The 16464-nt window shown below is 61.8% G+C and carries 18 protein-coding genes; 8 read left to right on the plus strand and 10 right to left on the minus strand.

The annotated features are described in order from the left end of the window. Positions 1 to 253: 253 nt before the first annotated feature. Positions 254 to 856: a hypothetical protein gene (locus ACQ4WQ_RS27515; protein ID WP_436501402.1), complete on the minus strand. Its 603-nt coding sequence runs from the start codon at positions 854 to 856 to the stop codon at positions 254 to 256. Beyond that, complete coding sequence (locus ACQ4WQ_RS27520; RefSeq protein WP_436501404.1) at positions 857 to 1249, minus strand: hypothetical protein; 393 nt, start codon at positions 1247 to 1249, stop codon at positions 857 to 859. 253 nt (positions 1250 to 1502) lie between these two features. Between ACQ4WQ_RS27520 and ACQ4WQ_RS27525 the strand changes: the two genes are divergently transcribed. Then, positions 1503 to 2036: a YggT family protein gene (locus ACQ4WQ_RS27525; RefSeq protein ID WP_227742044.1), complete on the plus strand. Its 534-nt coding sequence runs from the start codon at positions 1503 to 1505 to the stop codon at positions 2034 to 2036. A 69-nt stretch (positions 2037 to 2105) separates the two neighbouring features. Here ACQ4WQ_RS27525 and ACQ4WQ_RS27530 read toward each other — a convergent pair whose 3' ends face one another. From ACQ4WQ_RS27530 to ACQ4WQ_RS27565, 8 genes are all read right to left on the minus strand, one after another. Continuing rightward, positions 2106 to 3044 (minus strand): carbohydrate kinase family protein, encoded by a 939-nt coding sequence (locus tag ACQ4WQ_RS27530; RefSeq protein ID WP_436501406.1) that lies wholly within the window; start codon positions 3042 to 3044, stop codon positions 2106 to 2108. Between the two features lie 11 nt (positions 3045 to 3055). After that, positions 3056 to 4318, minus strand: coding sequence for a DUF3426 domain-containing protein (locus ACQ4WQ_RS27535; RefSeq protein ID WP_436501408.1), 1263 nt, complete (start codon positions 4316 to 4318; stop codon positions 3056 to 3058). 8 nt (positions 4319 to 4326) lie between these two features. Then, on the minus strand, positions 4327 to 5271 hold the full coding sequence (gene prmA / locus ACQ4WQ_RS27540) for a 50S ribosomal protein L11 methyltransferase (RefSeq protein ID WP_326457661.1): 945 nt from the start codon (positions 5269 to 5271) through the stop codon (positions 4327 to 4329). Next, positions 5268 to 6683 carry an acetyl-CoA carboxylase biotin carboxylase subunit gene (accC, locus tag ACQ4WQ_RS27545; RefSeq protein WP_070222157.1) on the minus strand — a complete coding sequence of 472 codons (1416 nt, stop codon included), beginning with the start codon at positions 6681 to 6683 and terminating at the stop codon, positions 5268 to 5270. Before accC ends, prmA begins: the two co-directional genes overlap by 4 nt. Before the next feature lie 101 nt (positions 6684 to 6784). Then, on the minus strand, positions 6785 to 7249 hold the full coding sequence (gene accB / locus ACQ4WQ_RS27550) for an acetyl-CoA carboxylase biotin carboxyl carrier protein (protein WP_070222155.1): 465 nt from the start codon (positions 7247 to 7249) through the stop codon (positions 6785 to 6787). 91 nt (positions 7250 to 7340) lie between these two features. Further along, positions 7341 to 7778 carry a type II 3-dehydroquinate dehydratase gene (aroQ, locus tag ACQ4WQ_RS27555; RefSeq protein ID WP_034746628.1) on the minus strand — a complete coding sequence of 146 codons (438 nt, stop codon included), beginning with the start codon at positions 7776 to 7778 and terminating at the stop codon, positions 7341 to 7343. 82 nt (positions 7779 to 7860) lie between these two features. After that, a complete protein-coding gene (locus ACQ4WQ_RS27560; protein WP_436501411.1) occupies positions 7861 to 8415 on the minus strand; it encodes a TlpA family protein disulfide reductase in 555 nt (184 codons plus the stop codon). Positions 8416 to 8434: 19 nt separating this feature from the next. After that, positions 8435 to 9085, minus strand: a complete 651-nt coding sequence (locus ACQ4WQ_RS27565) for a hypothetical protein (RefSeq protein WP_070290494.1) — start codon at positions 9083 to 9085, stop codon at positions 8435 to 8437. A gap of 115 nt (positions 9086 to 9200) precedes the next feature. On the opposite strand from ACQ4WQ_RS27565, the gene mpl reads away from it, so the two are divergent. The 7 genes from mpl (at position 9201) to mtgA (ending at position 16408) form a co-directional block, all read left to right on the plus strand. Next, complete coding sequence (mpl, locus tag ACQ4WQ_RS27570) at positions 9201 to 10577, plus strand: UDP-N-acetylmuramate:L-alanyl-gamma-D-glutamyl-meso-diaminopimelate ligase (RefSeq protein ID WP_436501413.1); 1377 nt, start codon at positions 9201 to 9203, stop codon at positions 10575 to 10577. Beyond that, positions 10574 to 11158, plus strand: coding sequence for a YqiA/YcfP family alpha/beta fold hydrolase (locus ACQ4WQ_RS27575; protein ID WP_436501415.1), 585 nt, complete (start codon positions 10574 to 10576; stop codon positions 11156 to 11158). The genes mpl and ACQ4WQ_RS27575 overlap by 4 nt, the downstream gene beginning before the upstream one ends. Next, positions 11155 to 11769: a chorismate--pyruvate lyase family protein gene (locus tag ACQ4WQ_RS27580; protein WP_436501417.1), complete on the plus strand. Its 615-nt coding sequence runs from the start codon at positions 11155 to 11157 to the stop codon at positions 11767 to 11769. Before ACQ4WQ_RS27575 ends, ACQ4WQ_RS27580 begins: the two co-directional genes overlap by 4 nt. A 2-nt stretch (positions 11770 to 11771) precedes the next feature. Then, positions 11772 to 13859, plus strand: coding sequence for a ribonuclease catalytic domain-containing protein (locus ACQ4WQ_RS27585; protein ID WP_436501419.1), 2088 nt, complete (start codon positions 11772 to 11774; stop codon positions 13857 to 13859). Positions 13860 to 13989: 130 nt separating this feature from the next. Continuing rightward, positions 13990 to 14847: an energy transducer TonB family protein gene (locus ACQ4WQ_RS27590; RefSeq protein WP_436501510.1), complete on the plus strand. Its 858-nt coding sequence runs from the start codon at positions 13990 to 13992 to the stop codon at positions 14845 to 14847. Positions 14848 to 14858: 11 nt separating this feature from the next. Further along, positions 14859 to 15686 carry a shikimate dehydrogenase gene (gene aroE, locus ACQ4WQ_RS27595; protein WP_436501421.1) on the plus strand — a complete coding sequence of 276 codons (828 nt, stop codon included), beginning with the start codon at positions 14859 to 14861 and terminating at the stop codon, positions 15684 to 15686. Continuing rightward, positions 15668 to 16408, plus strand: a complete 741-nt coding sequence (gene mtgA / locus ACQ4WQ_RS27600; RefSeq protein WP_436501512.1) for a monofunctional biosynthetic peptidoglycan transglycosylase — start codon at positions 15668 to 15670, stop codon at positions 16406 to 16408. Before aroE ends, mtgA begins: the two co-directional genes overlap by 19 nt. Positions 16409 to 16464: the final 56 nt, after the last annotated feature.

Genomic DNA, 16464 nt, shown 5'->3' on the forward strand with positions numbered 1-16464 from the left:
AACGTGAGGAGTTGCAGCAGTTCAGCTGGTGCCGAATTCATTAGCGCAAACGACCGTTTGTGCCGATGAATAATTCGCCTGGCCTATCCCTGTGGTGGGTCGGACGGGTTTAAATCTTGTAGCTTAAATTTCTCATCTCAGATGAAGGAGAGACAAATGGCAACAGCCGCTAAGAAATCAGAAGTAAAGAAACCAGCCGCCAAGGCTGCTCCTGCCGCGAAGAAGCCGGCAGCCGCAGCGAAGACGGTTGCCGCTAAACCAGCTGCCAAAGCCGCAGCGAAACCAGCAGCAAAACCAGCCGCCAAAGCCGCAGCCAAGCCTGCAGCAAAAGTGGCTGCCAAGCCAGTAGCGAAAGCCGCAGCGAAACCAGCGGCCAAGGCAGCAGCAAAACCGGCAGCCAAGCCGGCAGCCAAGCCAGCAGCGAAAGTGGCAGCGAAACCTGTCGCCAAGGCAGCGGCCAAGCCAGCGGCGAAAAAAGCCGTTGCCAAGCCAGCAGCAAAAGCTGCGGCGAAACCAGCCGCCAAGGCAACAGCCAAGCCAGCAGTGAAAAAAGCCGCAGCGAAACCTGCAGCCAAGGCAGCAGCCAAGCCAGCAGCGAAAAAAGTCGTCGCCAAGGCAGCAGCCAAGCCAGCCGCCAAAGCAGCAGCGAAGCCAGCCGCCAAGGCTGCCGCCAAGCCAGCAGCCAAGGCAGCAGCGAAGCCGGCAGCGAAAAAAGCCGTAGCGAAACCAGCCGCCAAGGCAGCAGCCAAGCCGGCTGCCAAAGCGGCAGCCAAGCCAGCAGCGAAAAAAGTCGTCGCCAAGGCAGCAGCGAAGCCGGCCGCCAAAGCAGCAGCCAAGCCAGCAGCCAAGGCAGCAACTAAGGCTGCAGCGAAGCCAGCGGCCAAGGTCGCAGCGAAGCCAGCAGCCAAGCCAGCAGCAAAAGCTGCAGCCAAGCCAGCGGCCAAGGCAGCAGCGAAGCCGGCAGCAAAAGCTGCAGCCAAGCCAGCAGCCAAGCCAGCAGCCAAAGCAGCAGCGAAACCTGCCGCCAAGGTTGCAGCGAAGCCAGCAGCGAAGCCAGCAGCGAAACCTGCAGCCAAGCCAGCGGCCAAGGTAGCAGCGAAGCCAGCAGCAAAAGCTGCAGCCAAGCCAGCCGCCAAGGTAGCAGCCAAGCCGGCAGCCAAAGCCGCAGCGAAACCTGCCGCCAAGCCAGCCGCAGCGCCAGTCGTGGCAGCCGCACCAGCAGCAGCGCCGGCAGCAGCTCCAGCGGCACCAGCCGCCGTGGCCGCCAAGCCAGCCGCCAAGAAGGCCGCGCCTAAAAAGGCCGCACCGAAGAAGGCAGCGCCTGTCGCCAAGCCATCGGCACCTATCGCACCTGTAGCAAAAACCGTGTTGGCACCGGCTGCAGCCTGGCCATTCCCAACCAGCACCCGCCCATCGTAATTCCAACGATACGGGTGCCTGGATGAGGCAACACGCCGCTGTGTGACTCAATCACACAGCGGTTTTTTTTTGGAGAATTAGTCGTGCTGATCGTTATCCTTACATTGATCGTTGATACCATTGCCACCTTGCTGGGCGGCGTGTTGCTGCTGCGCTTCTGGATGCAGGCGGTGCGCGTGCGGCCGCCCTCGTCGGTGGCGCAATTCACGTTTCAATTGTCCGACTGGCTGGTGCGTCCCCTGCGCCGCGTGGTGCCGGGCGTGGGCGGGTATGACTGGGCCAGCCTGATCGGCGCCTTCCTGATCGTGCTGCTGGCCAGCTCGGTGCTGTTTATTTCCGGCGCTCCCGTCGAAGTGGTGCTGCTCAAGTCGCTGCAACGCTTCCTGCAATGGATACTCTACGGTTTCATGGCCTTGCTGATCATCGAAGCCATCTTCAGCTGGGTTAATCCGCATGCGCCGCTGGCGCCGTTTGTGCGGGCCCTGAACGAGCCGCTGCTGCGTCCGATCCGCAAGGTGGTGCCGCTGGTGGGCAGCCTGGACTTGTCGCTGCTGGTGGCGCTGATCCTGCTGCAGATCGCGCAAGTGCTGGTGGGAATGATTATTGTGCTGCGATGATGGTGATGTGAGGGCGTGGGTCGGGTTAGCGTAGCGTAACCCGACATCCCCACGAACCCGACCTACATATTAATAGCGGTAACCGAACGCCGCTTCGAACTGGTCGGCGATGCTCTCCGGGGTAAACACGTGGTTTTGCGCACCCTGGGTGGAGATCTTGATGGCGCCCAGCAGGCTGGCCAGGCGGCCGCTGGTTTCCCAGTCCAGGTCGTTGGTGATGCCGAACAGCAAGCCGGCACGATAGGCGTCGCCGCAACCGGTCGGGTCCAGTACTTCCTTGGCGGTCACGACAGGAATGTCGATGCGCTTGCCATCCGTATAGATCTCCGATCCCTTTTCGCCACGCGTGACGATCAGCGCTTCCAGGCGGCTGGCGATGTCCGGCAGGGTCAAGCCCGTGCGTTCCATCAACATTTCCATCTCATAATCGTTGGCCGACACATACGTGGCCTTGTTGATGAAGTCGATCAACTGTTCACCATTGAAACGTGGCAACTGCTGGCCCGGGTCGAACATGAAGGGGATGCCCAGCTCGGCCAGGTCGGCGGCGTGCTTGAGCATGCCCTGGTCGCCGTCCGGCGAGATGATGGCGACCTTGGCCGGGCCCGCATTGGCGATCGGGTTTTCATGCGCAAACGACATGGCGCCCGGGTGGAAGGCGTTGATCTGGTTATTGTCCGCATCGGCCGTGACGAAGCACTGCGCGTTGTAGCTGTCGGCCTTGATCAGGATGTTGGCGGTGGAAATGCCCAGCTTTTGCAGGCGTTCCAGGTAGGCGGCGCTGTCTTGCCCCATGACGCCGACGATGCGCGGGTCGCCACCCAGCATTTTCAGGCTGTAGGCGATGTTGCCCGAGCAGCCGCCGAACTCCGTGCGCATGGTGGGCACGAGGAAGGAGACGTTCACCTTGTGCAACTGGTCGGCCAGCAGCGATTCGCCGAAGCGGCCGGGGAATTGCATGATGGTATCGGTGGCAAGCGAGCCGCAGATCAGCGATGTTTTGGTCATGATAGTGTCTGTTAAGGGTAGAAGATGGCGATATGGTAGCCAGACGCCGTGAGCTGGTCTAATGCGAAATACAGTTTGATGGTTTGTTCCGAGCGCGGTGCAAACCCCTTGCTCACGTCGATAGTGGCCGGCAGGTAGTCGCGCGGCGCGATCACGCGGCGCAAGAGGGGCTTGTCGTTCGCGTCGTTGAGGATCAGTTCGATGCTGGGCCAGGCTTGCACGCTGCGGCTGTGGTTGCGCAGCAGCGAGACATAGGAAAAGGTTTGTTCCTTCAGGGTCTGCAACTCGCCCTGCTCGATGGCCAGCGCCTCGATCTGCGCCGGCAAGTCGACCTGGCAGCCGCTGAGCTTGCACAGCGCGACCAGGGTCGACTTCCACTGCGGAAATTGCGCCGCCAGCGGATTGCGGAAGGTGGTCATTACCTGCAGGAATAGCAAAAGCAGCAGCACCAGCGAGCCGATGGCCATGGCCATGCGCAGGGCTTTGCTGCTCTGTTCGCGGCGCCGGCCCTGGGTGACGAAAGCCGGTTCGTCGTCTGCCGGCGGCAGGACCGGTGCTTCCTGCTCTTCGGCTGGCGCCGGTACAACGGGGGCGGCGGGCAGCGGCGTGAAGGAATGGTCGGCCAGCGTCGGTTCCCGGCGCGCAGGGCTGGCTGCGGCAGGCGCAGGCGGCACGGGCTTGTCCAGGCTGACTTTTTCCGTCGCCGGCAGCGCCGGTGCTGTGCCAGCGTCCAGATTCGGTTCGCGGCGGCTGTCGCGCAGATACGTGGCGAAGGCGGGCACGTCATCGACCTGGCGGCGCCTGAAGGGCGCCATCGGCTGGGGCAGCGGCGCTTCTGGCGGCTCTGCCGGGGTGTCTGCTGGTGTTTCTTCAGGCAGGTCGAGCGGCGCGTCGGCCGGTACCTCGGCAGGCAGGCTGACGTCGAGGTCCAGCTCGATGTGTTCGCCATCGTCCGCGTCGTCCTTGAGCTGCGCCGTTTCCGGCAAGATGCCGAACGGGTCGAACGAGGTGTCGAAGTCGAGGGAATAAATAGGTTCGTCGTCCGTGGCGGACGGCAGGCTGTTGTCGGCCGGATAACTGCTTGACGGCGGGGCGGCAGTACCGGGAGCGGATGTTAAAAACGGCGATGCCGCGGCCGGATCGACCAGCGCGGCATTGCCGTCAAACACTTCCCTGCATGTGCCACAGCGCACGATGCCCCCACGTAACTTCAACTGGTCAGCAGCGACCCGAAATATCGTGTTGCAATGGGGGCATTTGGTGGCGAGGGCCATTGCTGTGCTTATGCACCTTCCGCGCGGGGCGCAGGCGCTTGCGTTGCACCCAGGCGGCCATGCAGGGCCACCCAGCCGTCTTGCTCGGCCCATACACCCAACTGGATGAATGGCGCGTAGGCAGCGGCCACTTCTTCCGCCTGGCGTGCCAGCACGCCGGACAGGATCAGGGCGCCGCCATCGGCGACACGGCCCGAGAGCATCGGCGCCATCAGCTTCAATGGGCTCGACAGGATATTGGCGACGACGATGTCAAACTTGGCCGTGGCGTGTGCCGAGGTGGCAAACGTGTCTGGCAAGAAATATTCGATCTCGCACTGGTTGCGCTCGGCATTGTCGCGCGCCGATTCGATCGCTTGCGGGTCGATGTCGACGCCGGCCACCGTTTGCGCACCGAGTTTCTTGGCCACCATGGCCAGGATGCCGGAACCGCAACCGTAGTCGAGCACGGTCTTGCCTGGGGCCGGATGGGCTTCCAGCCATTCCATGCACAGACGCGTGGTCGGGTGGCTGCCCGTGCCGAAGGCCAGGCCGGGGTCCAGTTCCAGGATCAGACCGCTTGGATCCGGTGCCTCGTGCCAGCTGGGCACGACCCAGATATTCTTGCCGATGTGAATCGGCGCGAATTGCGACTGGGTCAAACGCACCCAGTCCTGCTCTTCCACGGGGCGCATGGTAAAGGCCGGCACTTCCGTCATGCCGACCGCTTGCGCAGCGGCGGCCACGATGGCGGCCTGGTCGGCGTCGACGTCGGTCAGCGCCACCACGCGGCTGCGTTCCCACGCCGCTTCCTTCGGTTCCATGCCGGGCTCGCCAAACAAGGGCTGCTCGGCATCCGTGCCTTCATCGGCGTCTTCCACCGATACCGACAGGGCGCCCGCTTCCATCAACGCGTCGGACATGGCCTCGGCGTTGTCACGGGCGATTTCGATGACGATTTCCGTCCAGCTCATGCGCCCGCCTTGATTTCGGATTTCTTGGCGATGCTGGGGCTGCCGCCATTCAGGTTCTTGCCCAGGTCCGGCATGTCGGCCAGCTTCTGTTCCAGATAGTGAATGTTGGTGCCGCCTTCGATGAAGCGCGCGTCGATCATCAGTTCGCGGTGCAGGGCGATATTCGTGTTGATGCCTTCGACCACCATTTCGGACAGGGCGATCTGCATGCGGCGGATCGCTTGTTCGCGCGTGGCGCCGTAAGCGATCACTTTGCCGATCATCGAGTCGTAGTGCGGCGGCACGTAGTAGCCGGCGTAGGCGTGCGAATCGACGCGGATGCCAGGGCCGCCCGGCGCATGCCACGACACGATCTTGCCTGGCGATGGCGTGAACTTGAACGGGTCTTCCGCATTGATGCGGCACTCGATGGCGTGGCCCGACAGCAAGACGTCGCGCTGGCGGAAACGCAGTTTTTCGCCGGCGGCGATGCGGATCTGTTCTTGCACGATGTCGATGCCGGTGATCATCTCGGTGACGGGATGCTCCACCTGCACGCGGGTATTCATTTCAATGAAATAGAACTCGCCGTTTTCGTACAGGAATTCAAACGTGCCGGCGCCGCGGTAGCCGATCTTGCGGCATGCTTCGGCGCAACGGTCGCCAATTTTCTCGATCAGTTTGCGCGGGATGCCCGGCGCTGGTGCTTCTTCGATCACTTTCTGGTGGCGGCGCTGCATGGAGCAGTCGCGCTCGCCCAGCCAGACGGCGTTCTTGTGTTCGTCGGCAAGGATCTGGATTTCCACGTGGCGCGGATTTTCCAGGTACTTCTCCATATACACTTCAGGGTTGCCGAAAGCGGTGCCCGCTTCCGTCTTGGTCATCGCCACGGCGTTGATCAGGGCCGCTTCCGTGTGCACCACGCGCATGCCGCGTCCGCCACCGCCGCCGGCGGCCTTGATGATGACCGGGTAGCCGATCTTGCGGGCAATTTGCACGATCGCTTTCGGATCGTCCGGCAACGCGCCTTCCGAGCCGGGTACGCATGGTACGCCAGCCTTGATCATGGTTTGCTTAGCCGACACTTTGTCGCCCATCAAGCGGATCGATTCGGAGCGGGGGCCGATGAAGACGAAGCCCGATTTCTCGACGCGTTCGGCAAAGTCGGCATTTTCCGACAGGAAGCCATAGCCTGGGTGAATCGCTTGCGCATCCGTCACTTCAGCGGCGCTGATAATGGCGGGCATGTTCAGGTAGCTCAGGGTCGACTGTGCCGGGCCGATACAAACGGATTCGTCGGCCAGCTTGACGTATTTCGCGTCCTTGTCGGCTTCGGAGTGGACTACAACCGTTTTAATGCCCATTTCGCGGCAGGCGCGCTGAATACGGAGGGCAATTTCACCACGGTTGGCAATCAGGATTTTTTCAAACATGGTAGGTTCGCGTATGTCTGTGAGAGCCGGCGAGCCGGCGAAACAACAAGTGTGAGGGGCTAAAACTGCAAACGGCCGTTGCCGGCCGTGTGGACTGGGTTTTAGCCGATCACAAACAAGGGTTGACCGAATTCGACCGGTTGGCCGTTTTCGACCAGGATCTGGGTCACGACACCGGCTTTATCGGAGTCGATTTCATTCAGGAGCTTCATCGCTTCGATGATGCACAGGGTATCACCTTCCTTGACGGTCGAGCCCACTTCAACATAGGCGGCGCTGCCAGGAGCGGAGGAGCGGTAGAAGGTACCGACCATCGGCGACTTGACCACATAGCCCGTTGGCTCGGCGGCGACCACGACGGCAGGTGCCGCAGCGGGAGCGGCGGCTGGCGCGGCTGGCTGGTATTGGGCTTGCATGCCTTGCGGCTGCATCATGACCATCTGGTTTTGCGGCATGGCCGACGATTTGACGATGCGAACCTTGCTTTCGCCTTCGGTAACTTCCAGCTCTGCGATATCCGATTCGGCGACCAGGTCGATCAAGGTCTTGAGTTTTCGTAGATCCATGTAAAACCCCTAGGAATGTAGTTTGTTTTATGAGTGATGCGGTGATGTCCAAGAGCCTATCGCCGCGCTAAATGCGTGCAGATCGCGTAGATTAACGTTTTTTAAGCGCAAAGTCGATGGCAAACCGATATCCATCGATACCTAGCCCGCAGATCGTCCCCTGCGCGATCGCGCTGAGAAATGAGTGATGTCGAAACGTTTCGCGTTGATAAATATTCGAGATATGGACTTCCACGAACGGGATGGCGACCCCGGCCAGCGCATCGCGCAAGGCAACGCTGGTATGGGTCAGGCCGCCCGGATTGATGACGATGGCATCGATCCCTTCCGCTCGCGCGGCATGGATGCGGTCGATCAGCGCGCCTTCGTGGTTGCTTTGAAAGCAGACCAGGTCGGCACCGGCCGCCATGGCTTGCGCCATTGCTGCCTGTTCGATATCGGCCAAGGTGCTGGCGCCGTAGACCTCAGGCTCGCGCGTTCCCAGCAAATTCAGGTTGGGACCGTTGAGCAGAAGGAGGTTTTTTGCCATGTATGGAAGACCGTTTTAGCGAAAGTTCCGCATTTTGCCGCCAAAGATACGCATTGGCAAGAGAAAAAAGCACGCTCCGAATTTACAATTTATCCAGATCGGCGCGCAACTGATCAAATTTCAAGCGGCCCAGATAGGTCTTTTTGACTTCGCCATCGGCGCCGATCAGCACCGTAAAGGGTAAACCGCCCGTGGCATTGCCAAAATGGCGCGACAGGTCGGTGCCGCTCATCCCGGAGACATACACGGGATAGGCAATCTTGAATTTGCTGGCAAAAGTGGCAATATTGCTGGCCGAATCGATGCCGATGCCGATCACCTGCAGGTTTTTCGCCGCATAGTGGCCTTGTACTTCGGATAACTCTGGCATTTCTTCCACGCAAGGGGGGCACCACGGCGCCCAGAAATTCACCAGCAGGTTTTTTCCTTTCCATTGCGACAAGGCTTGTGTGACGCCCGCCGCGTCCGGCAGGGACAGCGCATACAGCTCGTTGACGGGGCCCGTCGCGCCTGGCGCGATCGTGCTCGTCAGCGGTCCCGCTGCTTTCGCTTTTTCCTTGCTCAAACCGACGTAGGCGCCCATGCCGCCAAACATCAGCGCGACGATGGCGCAGGCGATCCAATTCTTTTTTGTCATAACTTTATCTATATCAATGTTAGTCGGCAGCCGGCACGCCATCGGCAAGGCTGGCGGCCAGCAGGCTGCGCAGCCCGGCGATATCGGTGCGCAGCACCTTGCCGTCGGCCTTGGCTTTCAGCGCGCCGCGCATATCGTCGAGCTCATACATGGCGGCGTGCACGCCTTCATTTTTCCACAAGAAACTGGCTGTCTCGACCGCATCATAACGCGCTCCCTTGAAATGCGGGCTTTCCGACATGTCGAGCACGACATTTTTATTCAGCAGGAAGATGTGGATTTCCTTGGCGCTCTCGGCAAACAGCTGCAAATAGATCTCGTCATGGGGGCCGGCCGTGCCGTTGAGCACGGGGCCGCTGAGCAGGGGATGAAATTGTTGCAACGCTTCCATGACCTGCAGCGCAATCGTGCGCAGCTGGAACAGGCGCGCGGGCTGGCTGTCAGCCAGGAACAGGGCATTGTATTGCCGCACCTGCTCCTCGATCATGTCGTTGTCCGGCAGTATATTGGGCCGATTCGTGGGCCGGTTCGGCGCGTCGCCCAGGACTTGCCGCGCCGCCTTGCGCTTGGCGCTGCCATAGTCGGCGCCATCCTGCGCCACGAGGCGCGCGGCAGCGGCGGCGATTTCCAGGCGCAACTGCGCGCTATCGTCAAATGCATCGTTCGTCATGAGCGAGATGATACTCCGAAGCGGAAAAAGTCATGGCGTCAGGTAAAATCCTGCACTTGCTGTTTTTTATCTCACCGTCTTACTTACTTAAGCGTGCGCCTTTCGCACTGATCACATGCATATTCATATTCTCGGTATTTGCGGTACCTTCATGGGCGGCCTGGCTGTCCTGGCCAAGGAAGCTGGCCATAAAGTCACCGGTTGCGATGCCAACGTCTATCCGCCGATGAGCACCCAGCTGGAATCGCAGGGAATCGAACTGATCCAGGGGTTCGATCCGGAACAGACCAAGCTGAACCCGGATTTGTATGTGATTGGAAATGTCGTCTCGCGCGGCAACCCGCTGGTGGAAGAAATCCTCAACCGCAGCCTGCCCTATGTATCGGGCCCGCAGTGGATCGGCGAACACATCCTGCGCGATCGGTGGGTACTGGCCGTGGCCGGCACGCATGGCAAGACGACCACCTCGGCCATGCTGGCCTGGATACTCGAAGACGCGGGCTACGCGCCGGGCTTCCTGATCGGCGGCGTGCCGATGAACTTTGGCATTTCCGCGCGCCTGTCCGGCAAGATCGACGGCAAGAGCGCCGAGTCGGATTTCTTCGTCATCGAAGCGGACGAATACGATACGGCCTTCTTCGACAAGCGCAGCAAGTTCGTGCATTACCACGCGAAGACGGCCGTCATGAATAACCTGGAATACGATCACGCCGACATCTTCCCCGATCTGCACGCGATCGAGACGCAATTCCACCACCTGGTGCGCACCGTGCCCGGCATCGGCCGCCTCGTGTTCAACGGCGACGAAGCGTCGCTGCAGCGCGTGCTGGCGCGCGGTTGCTGGAGCGAACAGGAAAGTTTTGGTCAAGATGCCAACTGGCAACTGCAAGAGCAGGCCGACGGCAGCTTCGACGTGTTCTTCAATGGCCAGCAGGAAGGCCACGTGGCCTGGGCGCTCACGGGCAAGCACAACCGCAGCAATGCGCTGGCGGCCATCGCCGCCGCGCGCCACGTGGGTGTGCCCATTGCCCAGGCGTGCGCCGCGCTGGCCACGTTCGAGAGCGTCAAGCGCCGCATGGAAGTGCGCGGCGTCGTCAACGACATCACCGTGTACGACGATTTCGCGCACCATCCGACGGCCATTGCCACCACCGTGGGCGGCCTGCGCCAAAAAATTGGCAGCAGCGGCCGCATCCTGGCCGTGCTGGAGCCGCGTTCGAACACCATGAAGCTGGGCGCCATGAAAGATGCGCTGCCGGGCAGCCTCAAGGATGCCGACCTGGTCTTCGGTTACGGCAGCCATGCCGCGCTGGGCTGGAGCCTGGGCGACGCGCTGGCGCCGCTGGGCAAGATTGCCAGCGCCTATGAAGACATCGATACCCTCGTGGCGGCCGTGGCCGCCAGCGCCCGTCCCGGCGACCAGATCGTGGTCATGAGCAACGGCGGCTTTGGCGGCGTGCACCAGAAATTGCTGGAGGCGCTAGCTCGATGATTCTGTACCTGCATGGATTCCGCTCGTCACCCCTGTCGATGAAGTCGCGCCTGCTGGCCGCGCAGATGCAGGCGCTGGGCCGCGAGGCAGAGTGGCTGTGCCCGCAATTGCCGGCCTCGCCCAAGCTGGCCATCGAACTGGCCTTGTCATTAGTTAGCAACGTGGCGCCAGCCGACCTGACCATCATCGGCTCCTCGCTGGGCGGCTATTACGCCACCTGGCTGGCCGAGCGGCTCGGTTGCCGCGCCGTCTTGCTCAATCCCGCCATCGTGCCCCTGATCGACCTGGAACAGCATGTCGGCGTGACGACGGAATTTCATTCTGACAAGCCATTCGAGTTCAAGCGCGAATACATCGCCGAGCTTGGAACCTTTGCTGTAGAGCAAATTACTGAACCGCAACGTTACTTCCTGATTGCCGCCACGGGCGATGAAGTGCTCGACTACCGCGACATGGTGGCGCATTATCAGGGGGCGCGGCAGTGCGTCATCGACGGCAGCGACCATGGCATCAGCGAATTTGCCGCATATCTGGCCCCTGTGCTGGCCTTTTGCGACATCCCGACGGACGCGGCCCAGTGAGGCCGGGTTCGCTGCGGCAGGCGCAATGGCATGCGCACGTCAATGCCGTCAATGCACCGCCGGCCTTGCGCCACTGGCTCACGGGCGGCGGTTCGCTGACGGCCAAGCTGAAAGCGCATAGCCAGGCATTCCGCGTGCAATGTTTGCATCAGGAAACGGCACGCTGCTTGAGCGACGAGGCCGCCATCATTGGTTTGCACCGCGCGGGCCGGGTATGGGAACGCGAAGTGCTGTTGCGTTGTGATAACAGACCGGCCGTGTTTGGCCATACCGTCGTGCCCATGCAGGCGACGGCCACGGACTGGCCCCTGTTTTCCGCGCTGGGCGAGCGTTCGCTGGGCACGACCCTGTTTGGCGACCGCATGGTACGCCGCGGTGCACTGGAATTTGCCCGCTTGCGCGCCGGCCATCCGCTGGTGCAGCGGGCGCAGGCGGCGCTGGCATTGGAAGGGCGGCGCTTTGACGCCCAGTCGCTGTTTTTTGCCCGCCGCTGCCTGTATCAGCGTCACCAGGGATTGCTGCTGGTAACCGAAGTATTTTTGCCGGCGGTGCTGGAGTTGACGTCCGTCGCTCGCACCGCTGCAACCGACACACTAATAAACAAAGCATAACAATGAATCTATTTTTTGAAGAATCCGGCGATTTCAAGGTCGGCACGGTCCTGTCGCAAGCGGGTGAAGCGTATCAGGTCGAAATGGCCAGCGGCAAGCGCACCAAGGTCAAGGTCAAGGACGTGCTGCTGCAGTATGAAAAGCCGGCCCCGGCCGAGTTGCTGGAACAGGCCAAAGCTGTGGCCGCCGAGATCGACCTCGATTTCCTGTGGGAAGTGGCGGGCGAAGACGAGTTCGGCTTTGCCGAGCTGGGCGCCGAGTATTTCGGCCACGCCCCCTTGCCGCCGGAAGCGGCCGGCCTGATCCTGGCCCTGCATTCGGCGCCCGTGTATTTCTACAAGAAGGGCCGTGGCCGCTACAAGGCGGCGCCGGAAGCGTCGCTGAAGGCGGCCCTGGCCGGCATCGAAAAGAAAAAGCAGCAGGCGCTGGTGCAGGCAGGCTATGTGGAAGAGCTGAAACAGAACCGTTTGCCCGCCTCGATGCAGCCCATGGTGCTGCAACTGCTGTTCAAGCCGGACAAGAACACGATTGAATACAAGGCGCTGGAAGCGGCGTGCACGGAATTGCACACGACGCCGCCGCGCCTGATGCTGGCCGTCGGTGGTATCGCTTCGCCAAAAGATTTGCACCTGTCGAAATTCCTCTTCGAGAACTTCCCGAAAGGCGCCGGTTTCCCCACCGTGCCCGTGCCCGCCGTGACGGCCAAGCTGCCGCTGGCCGACGTGGCCGCCTTCTCGATCGACGACGTGACCACGACCGAGATCGACGATGCCTTCTCCGTGCAACCCTTGCCCGATGGTACCGTGAAAGTGGGTATACACATCGCCGCGCCGGGCCTGGGCATCCGTCCGGAAGACGTGATCGACAAGATGGCGCGCCAGCGCATGTCGACCGTCTACATGCCGGGCGACAAGATCACCATGCTGCCGGACGAAATCGTCAATGCGTTTACCCTGGCGGAAGGCACGACGTGCCCGGCCCTGTCGCTGTACGCGACCCTGGACCCGAAAGCCGACTGGGCCGTGATCAGCACGCAGACGCGCGCCGAACTGGTGCCGATCGCCAGCAACTTGCGCCATAACCAGCTCGACGACCTGGTCAACGAAGAAACCCTGGCCAGCGGCGAGGGAGACTATCCGCACAAGGCCGATTTCGCTGTGCTGTGGCAATGGGCGCAGCAGCTGGAACAGGGCCGCATGAAGAAGCGCGAAGCGTTTGGCCTGAAGCCGGAACAGAATAACCGCGTCGATTTCAACTTCTATGTGGAAAACGACATCGTCACCGTGGCGCGCCGCAAGCGTGGCGCGCCGCTGGACAAGATCGTCGCCGAATTGATGATCTTTGCCAACAGTACCTGGGGCAAGATGCTGCACGACCATGGCGTGCCCGGCATCTACCGCAGCCAGGGCGGCGGCAGCGGCAATAGCTGGGCGGCAAAGATGCAGGTGCGCATGGTTACCCATGCGGCGCCGCATCAGGGCCTGGGCGTGGATCAATACGCGTGGAGCACCTCGCCCTTGCGCCGCTATACGGACCTGGTGAACCAGTGGCAAATCATCGCCTGCGCCGAGCATGGCGTGACGGCGCCGCTGGTGGCCCCGTTCAAGCCGCGCGATGCGAATCTGTTCGCCATCGTCTCGGCCTTCGACGCGGCCTATGCCGCGTATGGCGATTTCCAGTCGAATATGGAACGCTACTGGTGCTTGCGCTGGCTGCACCAGGAAAACGCGCGCCAGGTCGATGCCGTCGTGCTGAAAGACGAGATTTTGCGCCTGGTCGACATTCCGCTGGTCATCAAGCTGCCGGGCATGCCATCGGTGGCGCGCGGTGCCCAGGTGAAACTGGATTTGCTGCGCTGGGATGAAGTCGACCTGAGCATCGAAGCGCGCTTGCTGGAAATTGCCGCCGTGCCCGATGCGGCGGCCGATGCCGAGCTCGACTACGAAGAAGAATCGGGCGACGACGGGGCCGACGAGGGCGACGCGGCGCCGGAAGCCTCGCCGGAAGCGGCGAACCAGGTCAGCGACGCCGACGCGGAAGTGGCGGAACTGGCCAGCGAAGACGTGGTCAGCGAGCCCGAGGTCAAGTAAGGCCGCGGGGCGGCGCGAAAAACGGGACTAAAACTGTTTCCCGCGCCGCCCTTTGACGTAGAATTCAGCACATCTTGTGCTGTATGGAATTGGGTTGCGCGTGAAGTCTTTCCGAGAGAATCGTTTCCTGATGATCGCCGTGGCGGTATCGTTGCTGGCGCACGGCGCCTTGCTGGCGATGCATTTTGTCGCCCCGGCCCCGCAGCGGGCCGTCGCCACCGATCCCGGCCTGGAAGTGATACTGGTCAATGCCAAGCATGCGGACAAGCCGCTGAAGGCGGACGCGCTGGCGCAAGCCAACCTCGATGGCGGTGGACAAGCGGACAAGGGGCGCGCCAAGTCGCCCTTGCCCGACATGCGCAAGCTGGAAGAGGGCGACAGCGTCAAGGCCAGCGCCCGGCGCATCGCCGAACTCGAGCAGAAGCAGCAGGAATTGCTGACGCAGGCGGCCAAGGCGACGTCCTACAGCGCCGCGCCCGTCACGGAAAAGGACAAGCCCAATCCCCTGGCCAGCGGCTCGGACTTGATGGAAAGCAGCAAGGCCATCGCGCGCATGGCGGCCGAGATCAGCCAGACCGTGGAAGACCAGAATAAACGTCCGCGCAAGACGTTTATTACGCCCAGCACGCAGGAGGTCGGCTATGCCATGTATTACAAGACCTTGCAAAAGCGCATCGAGGAAATCGGCACCCTGAATTTCCCGCAAAAGAATGGCCGCAAGATGTATGGCGAACTGGTCGTCTACATCCCCATCTTCCAGGACGGCACGATTTACCAGAAAGAGGGCGGCGCCCGCGTGGAGAAAAGTTCGGGCAATCCCGCGCTGGACGCGGCGGCCCTGGCCATCGTGCGCCGTTCGGCACCGTTCGGCCGTTTCCCACCGAATATGTTGTCGAGTGATAAAGATGACCTGTGGGTCGTCATCACCCGTTTCAAATTTACCCGCGAAGAAAAAATGGAAGCTAACCTGACTGGCGGCAGCAATTGAACAAGCAAGAGATGAATCCCGATCAATATTGTGTCTTCGGCAATCCCATCGCCCACAGCAAGTCCCCCCTGATCCACGCCGCGTTTGCCCTGCAGACGGGCGAGCCCATCGTCTATGATCGCCGGCTGGCGCCGCTCGACGGTTTTGCGCTGGCGGCCCGCACGTTTGCGGCCGAGGGCGGCAAGGGCGCGAACGTGACGGTGCCCTTCAAGCTCGACGCGTGCGCGCTGGCCACCGCGCTGACGCCGCGGGCCAGGGCCGCCGGCGCCGTCAATACCCTGCGTTTTGATGGCGACATCATTCTTGGCGACAATACCGATGGCGCGGGCCTGGTGGCCGACATCGTGCGCAACGCGGGCGTGTCCATCGCCGGCAAGCGCATCCTGCTGCTGGGCGCGGGCGGCGCGGCGCGCGGCGTCGTGCTGCCCTTGCTGGAACAGGGACCTCAGGAAATGTTTATTGCCAACCGCACCGTGACCACGGCCGAGGCGCTGGTGGCGCAGTTTGCCGACGCGCTGGCGCACCCCGGCCAGCTGCGTGCCGGCGGCTTCACGCAGCCCGACGGCGTCTTCGATATCGTCATCAATGCCACCTCGGCCAGCCTGGCGGGCGACTTGCCGCCCGTGCCGCCCGGTATCTTCGGCAGCCACACCCTGGCGCTCGACATGATGTATGGCGCCCAGCCCACCGTCTTCATGGATTTTGCCGCCCAGCATGGCGCGCAGGTGCGCGATGGCCTGGGCATGCTGGTGGAGCAGGCGGCCGAAGCATTTTACGTGTGGCGCGGCGTGCGGCCGCGGACGCAGGACTTGCTGGCGCAATTGCGGGGCAGCCTGTGAGCGCCGGCAAGAAGGGCGCGCGCAAGAGCGGCCGTGGCTACGGCTGGATCAAGTGGCTGTTCATCGTGCCCGTGCTGGCCTTCATCGTCGTGCAACTGTATTTCTTCCTGCAAATCTGGTGGTGGGTCGACCATAATCCGTCCAGCACGGCGTTCATGCGCGAACAGTTGTCGGTCTTGCAGGACAAGAATCCGAATGCCACGATCCAGCAGACGTGGGTGCCGTACAACCGCATCTCGAACAACCTGAAACGGGCCATCATCGCCTCGGAAGACGCGAATTTTTCCGAGCACGAAGGCGTGGACTGGGAAGCCTTGCAAAAGGCATATGAAAAGAATAGTAAAAAACAAAAGGTCGTGGCGGGCGGCTCCACCATCACGCAGCAGTTGGCGAAGAATCTGTTCCTGTCCGGTTCGCGCAGCTATGTGCGCAAGGGCCAGGAACTGATCATCACGTATATGCTGGAAAGCCTGATGGAGAAGCAGCGCATCTTCGAGATTTATCTGAACGTGGTGGAGTTTGGCACGGGCATCTTCGGTGCCGAAGCGGCTGCGCGCCACTATTACCATGTCAGCGCGGCAGGCCTGAGCGCGGGACAGGCGGCGAAACTGGCCGTGATGCTGCCCAATCCCCGCTATTACGACCGCCACCGCGATACGGGCTACCTGAACCGCCGCACCAGTGTCATCCTGCGCCGCATGGGGGCGGCGGAATTGCCGTAACGGCGACCAGTTTTCTTTGTATAAAATCAAGGCTGTCGAATTGGCACTATTGCGGC

The sequence above is a fragment of the Janthinobacterium goodfellowi genome (genome assembly GCF_051380695.1).
In the GTDB taxonomy this organism is placed as follows: domain Bacteria; phylum Pseudomonadota; class Gammaproteobacteria; order Burkholderiales; family Burkholderiaceae_D; genus Janthinobacterium.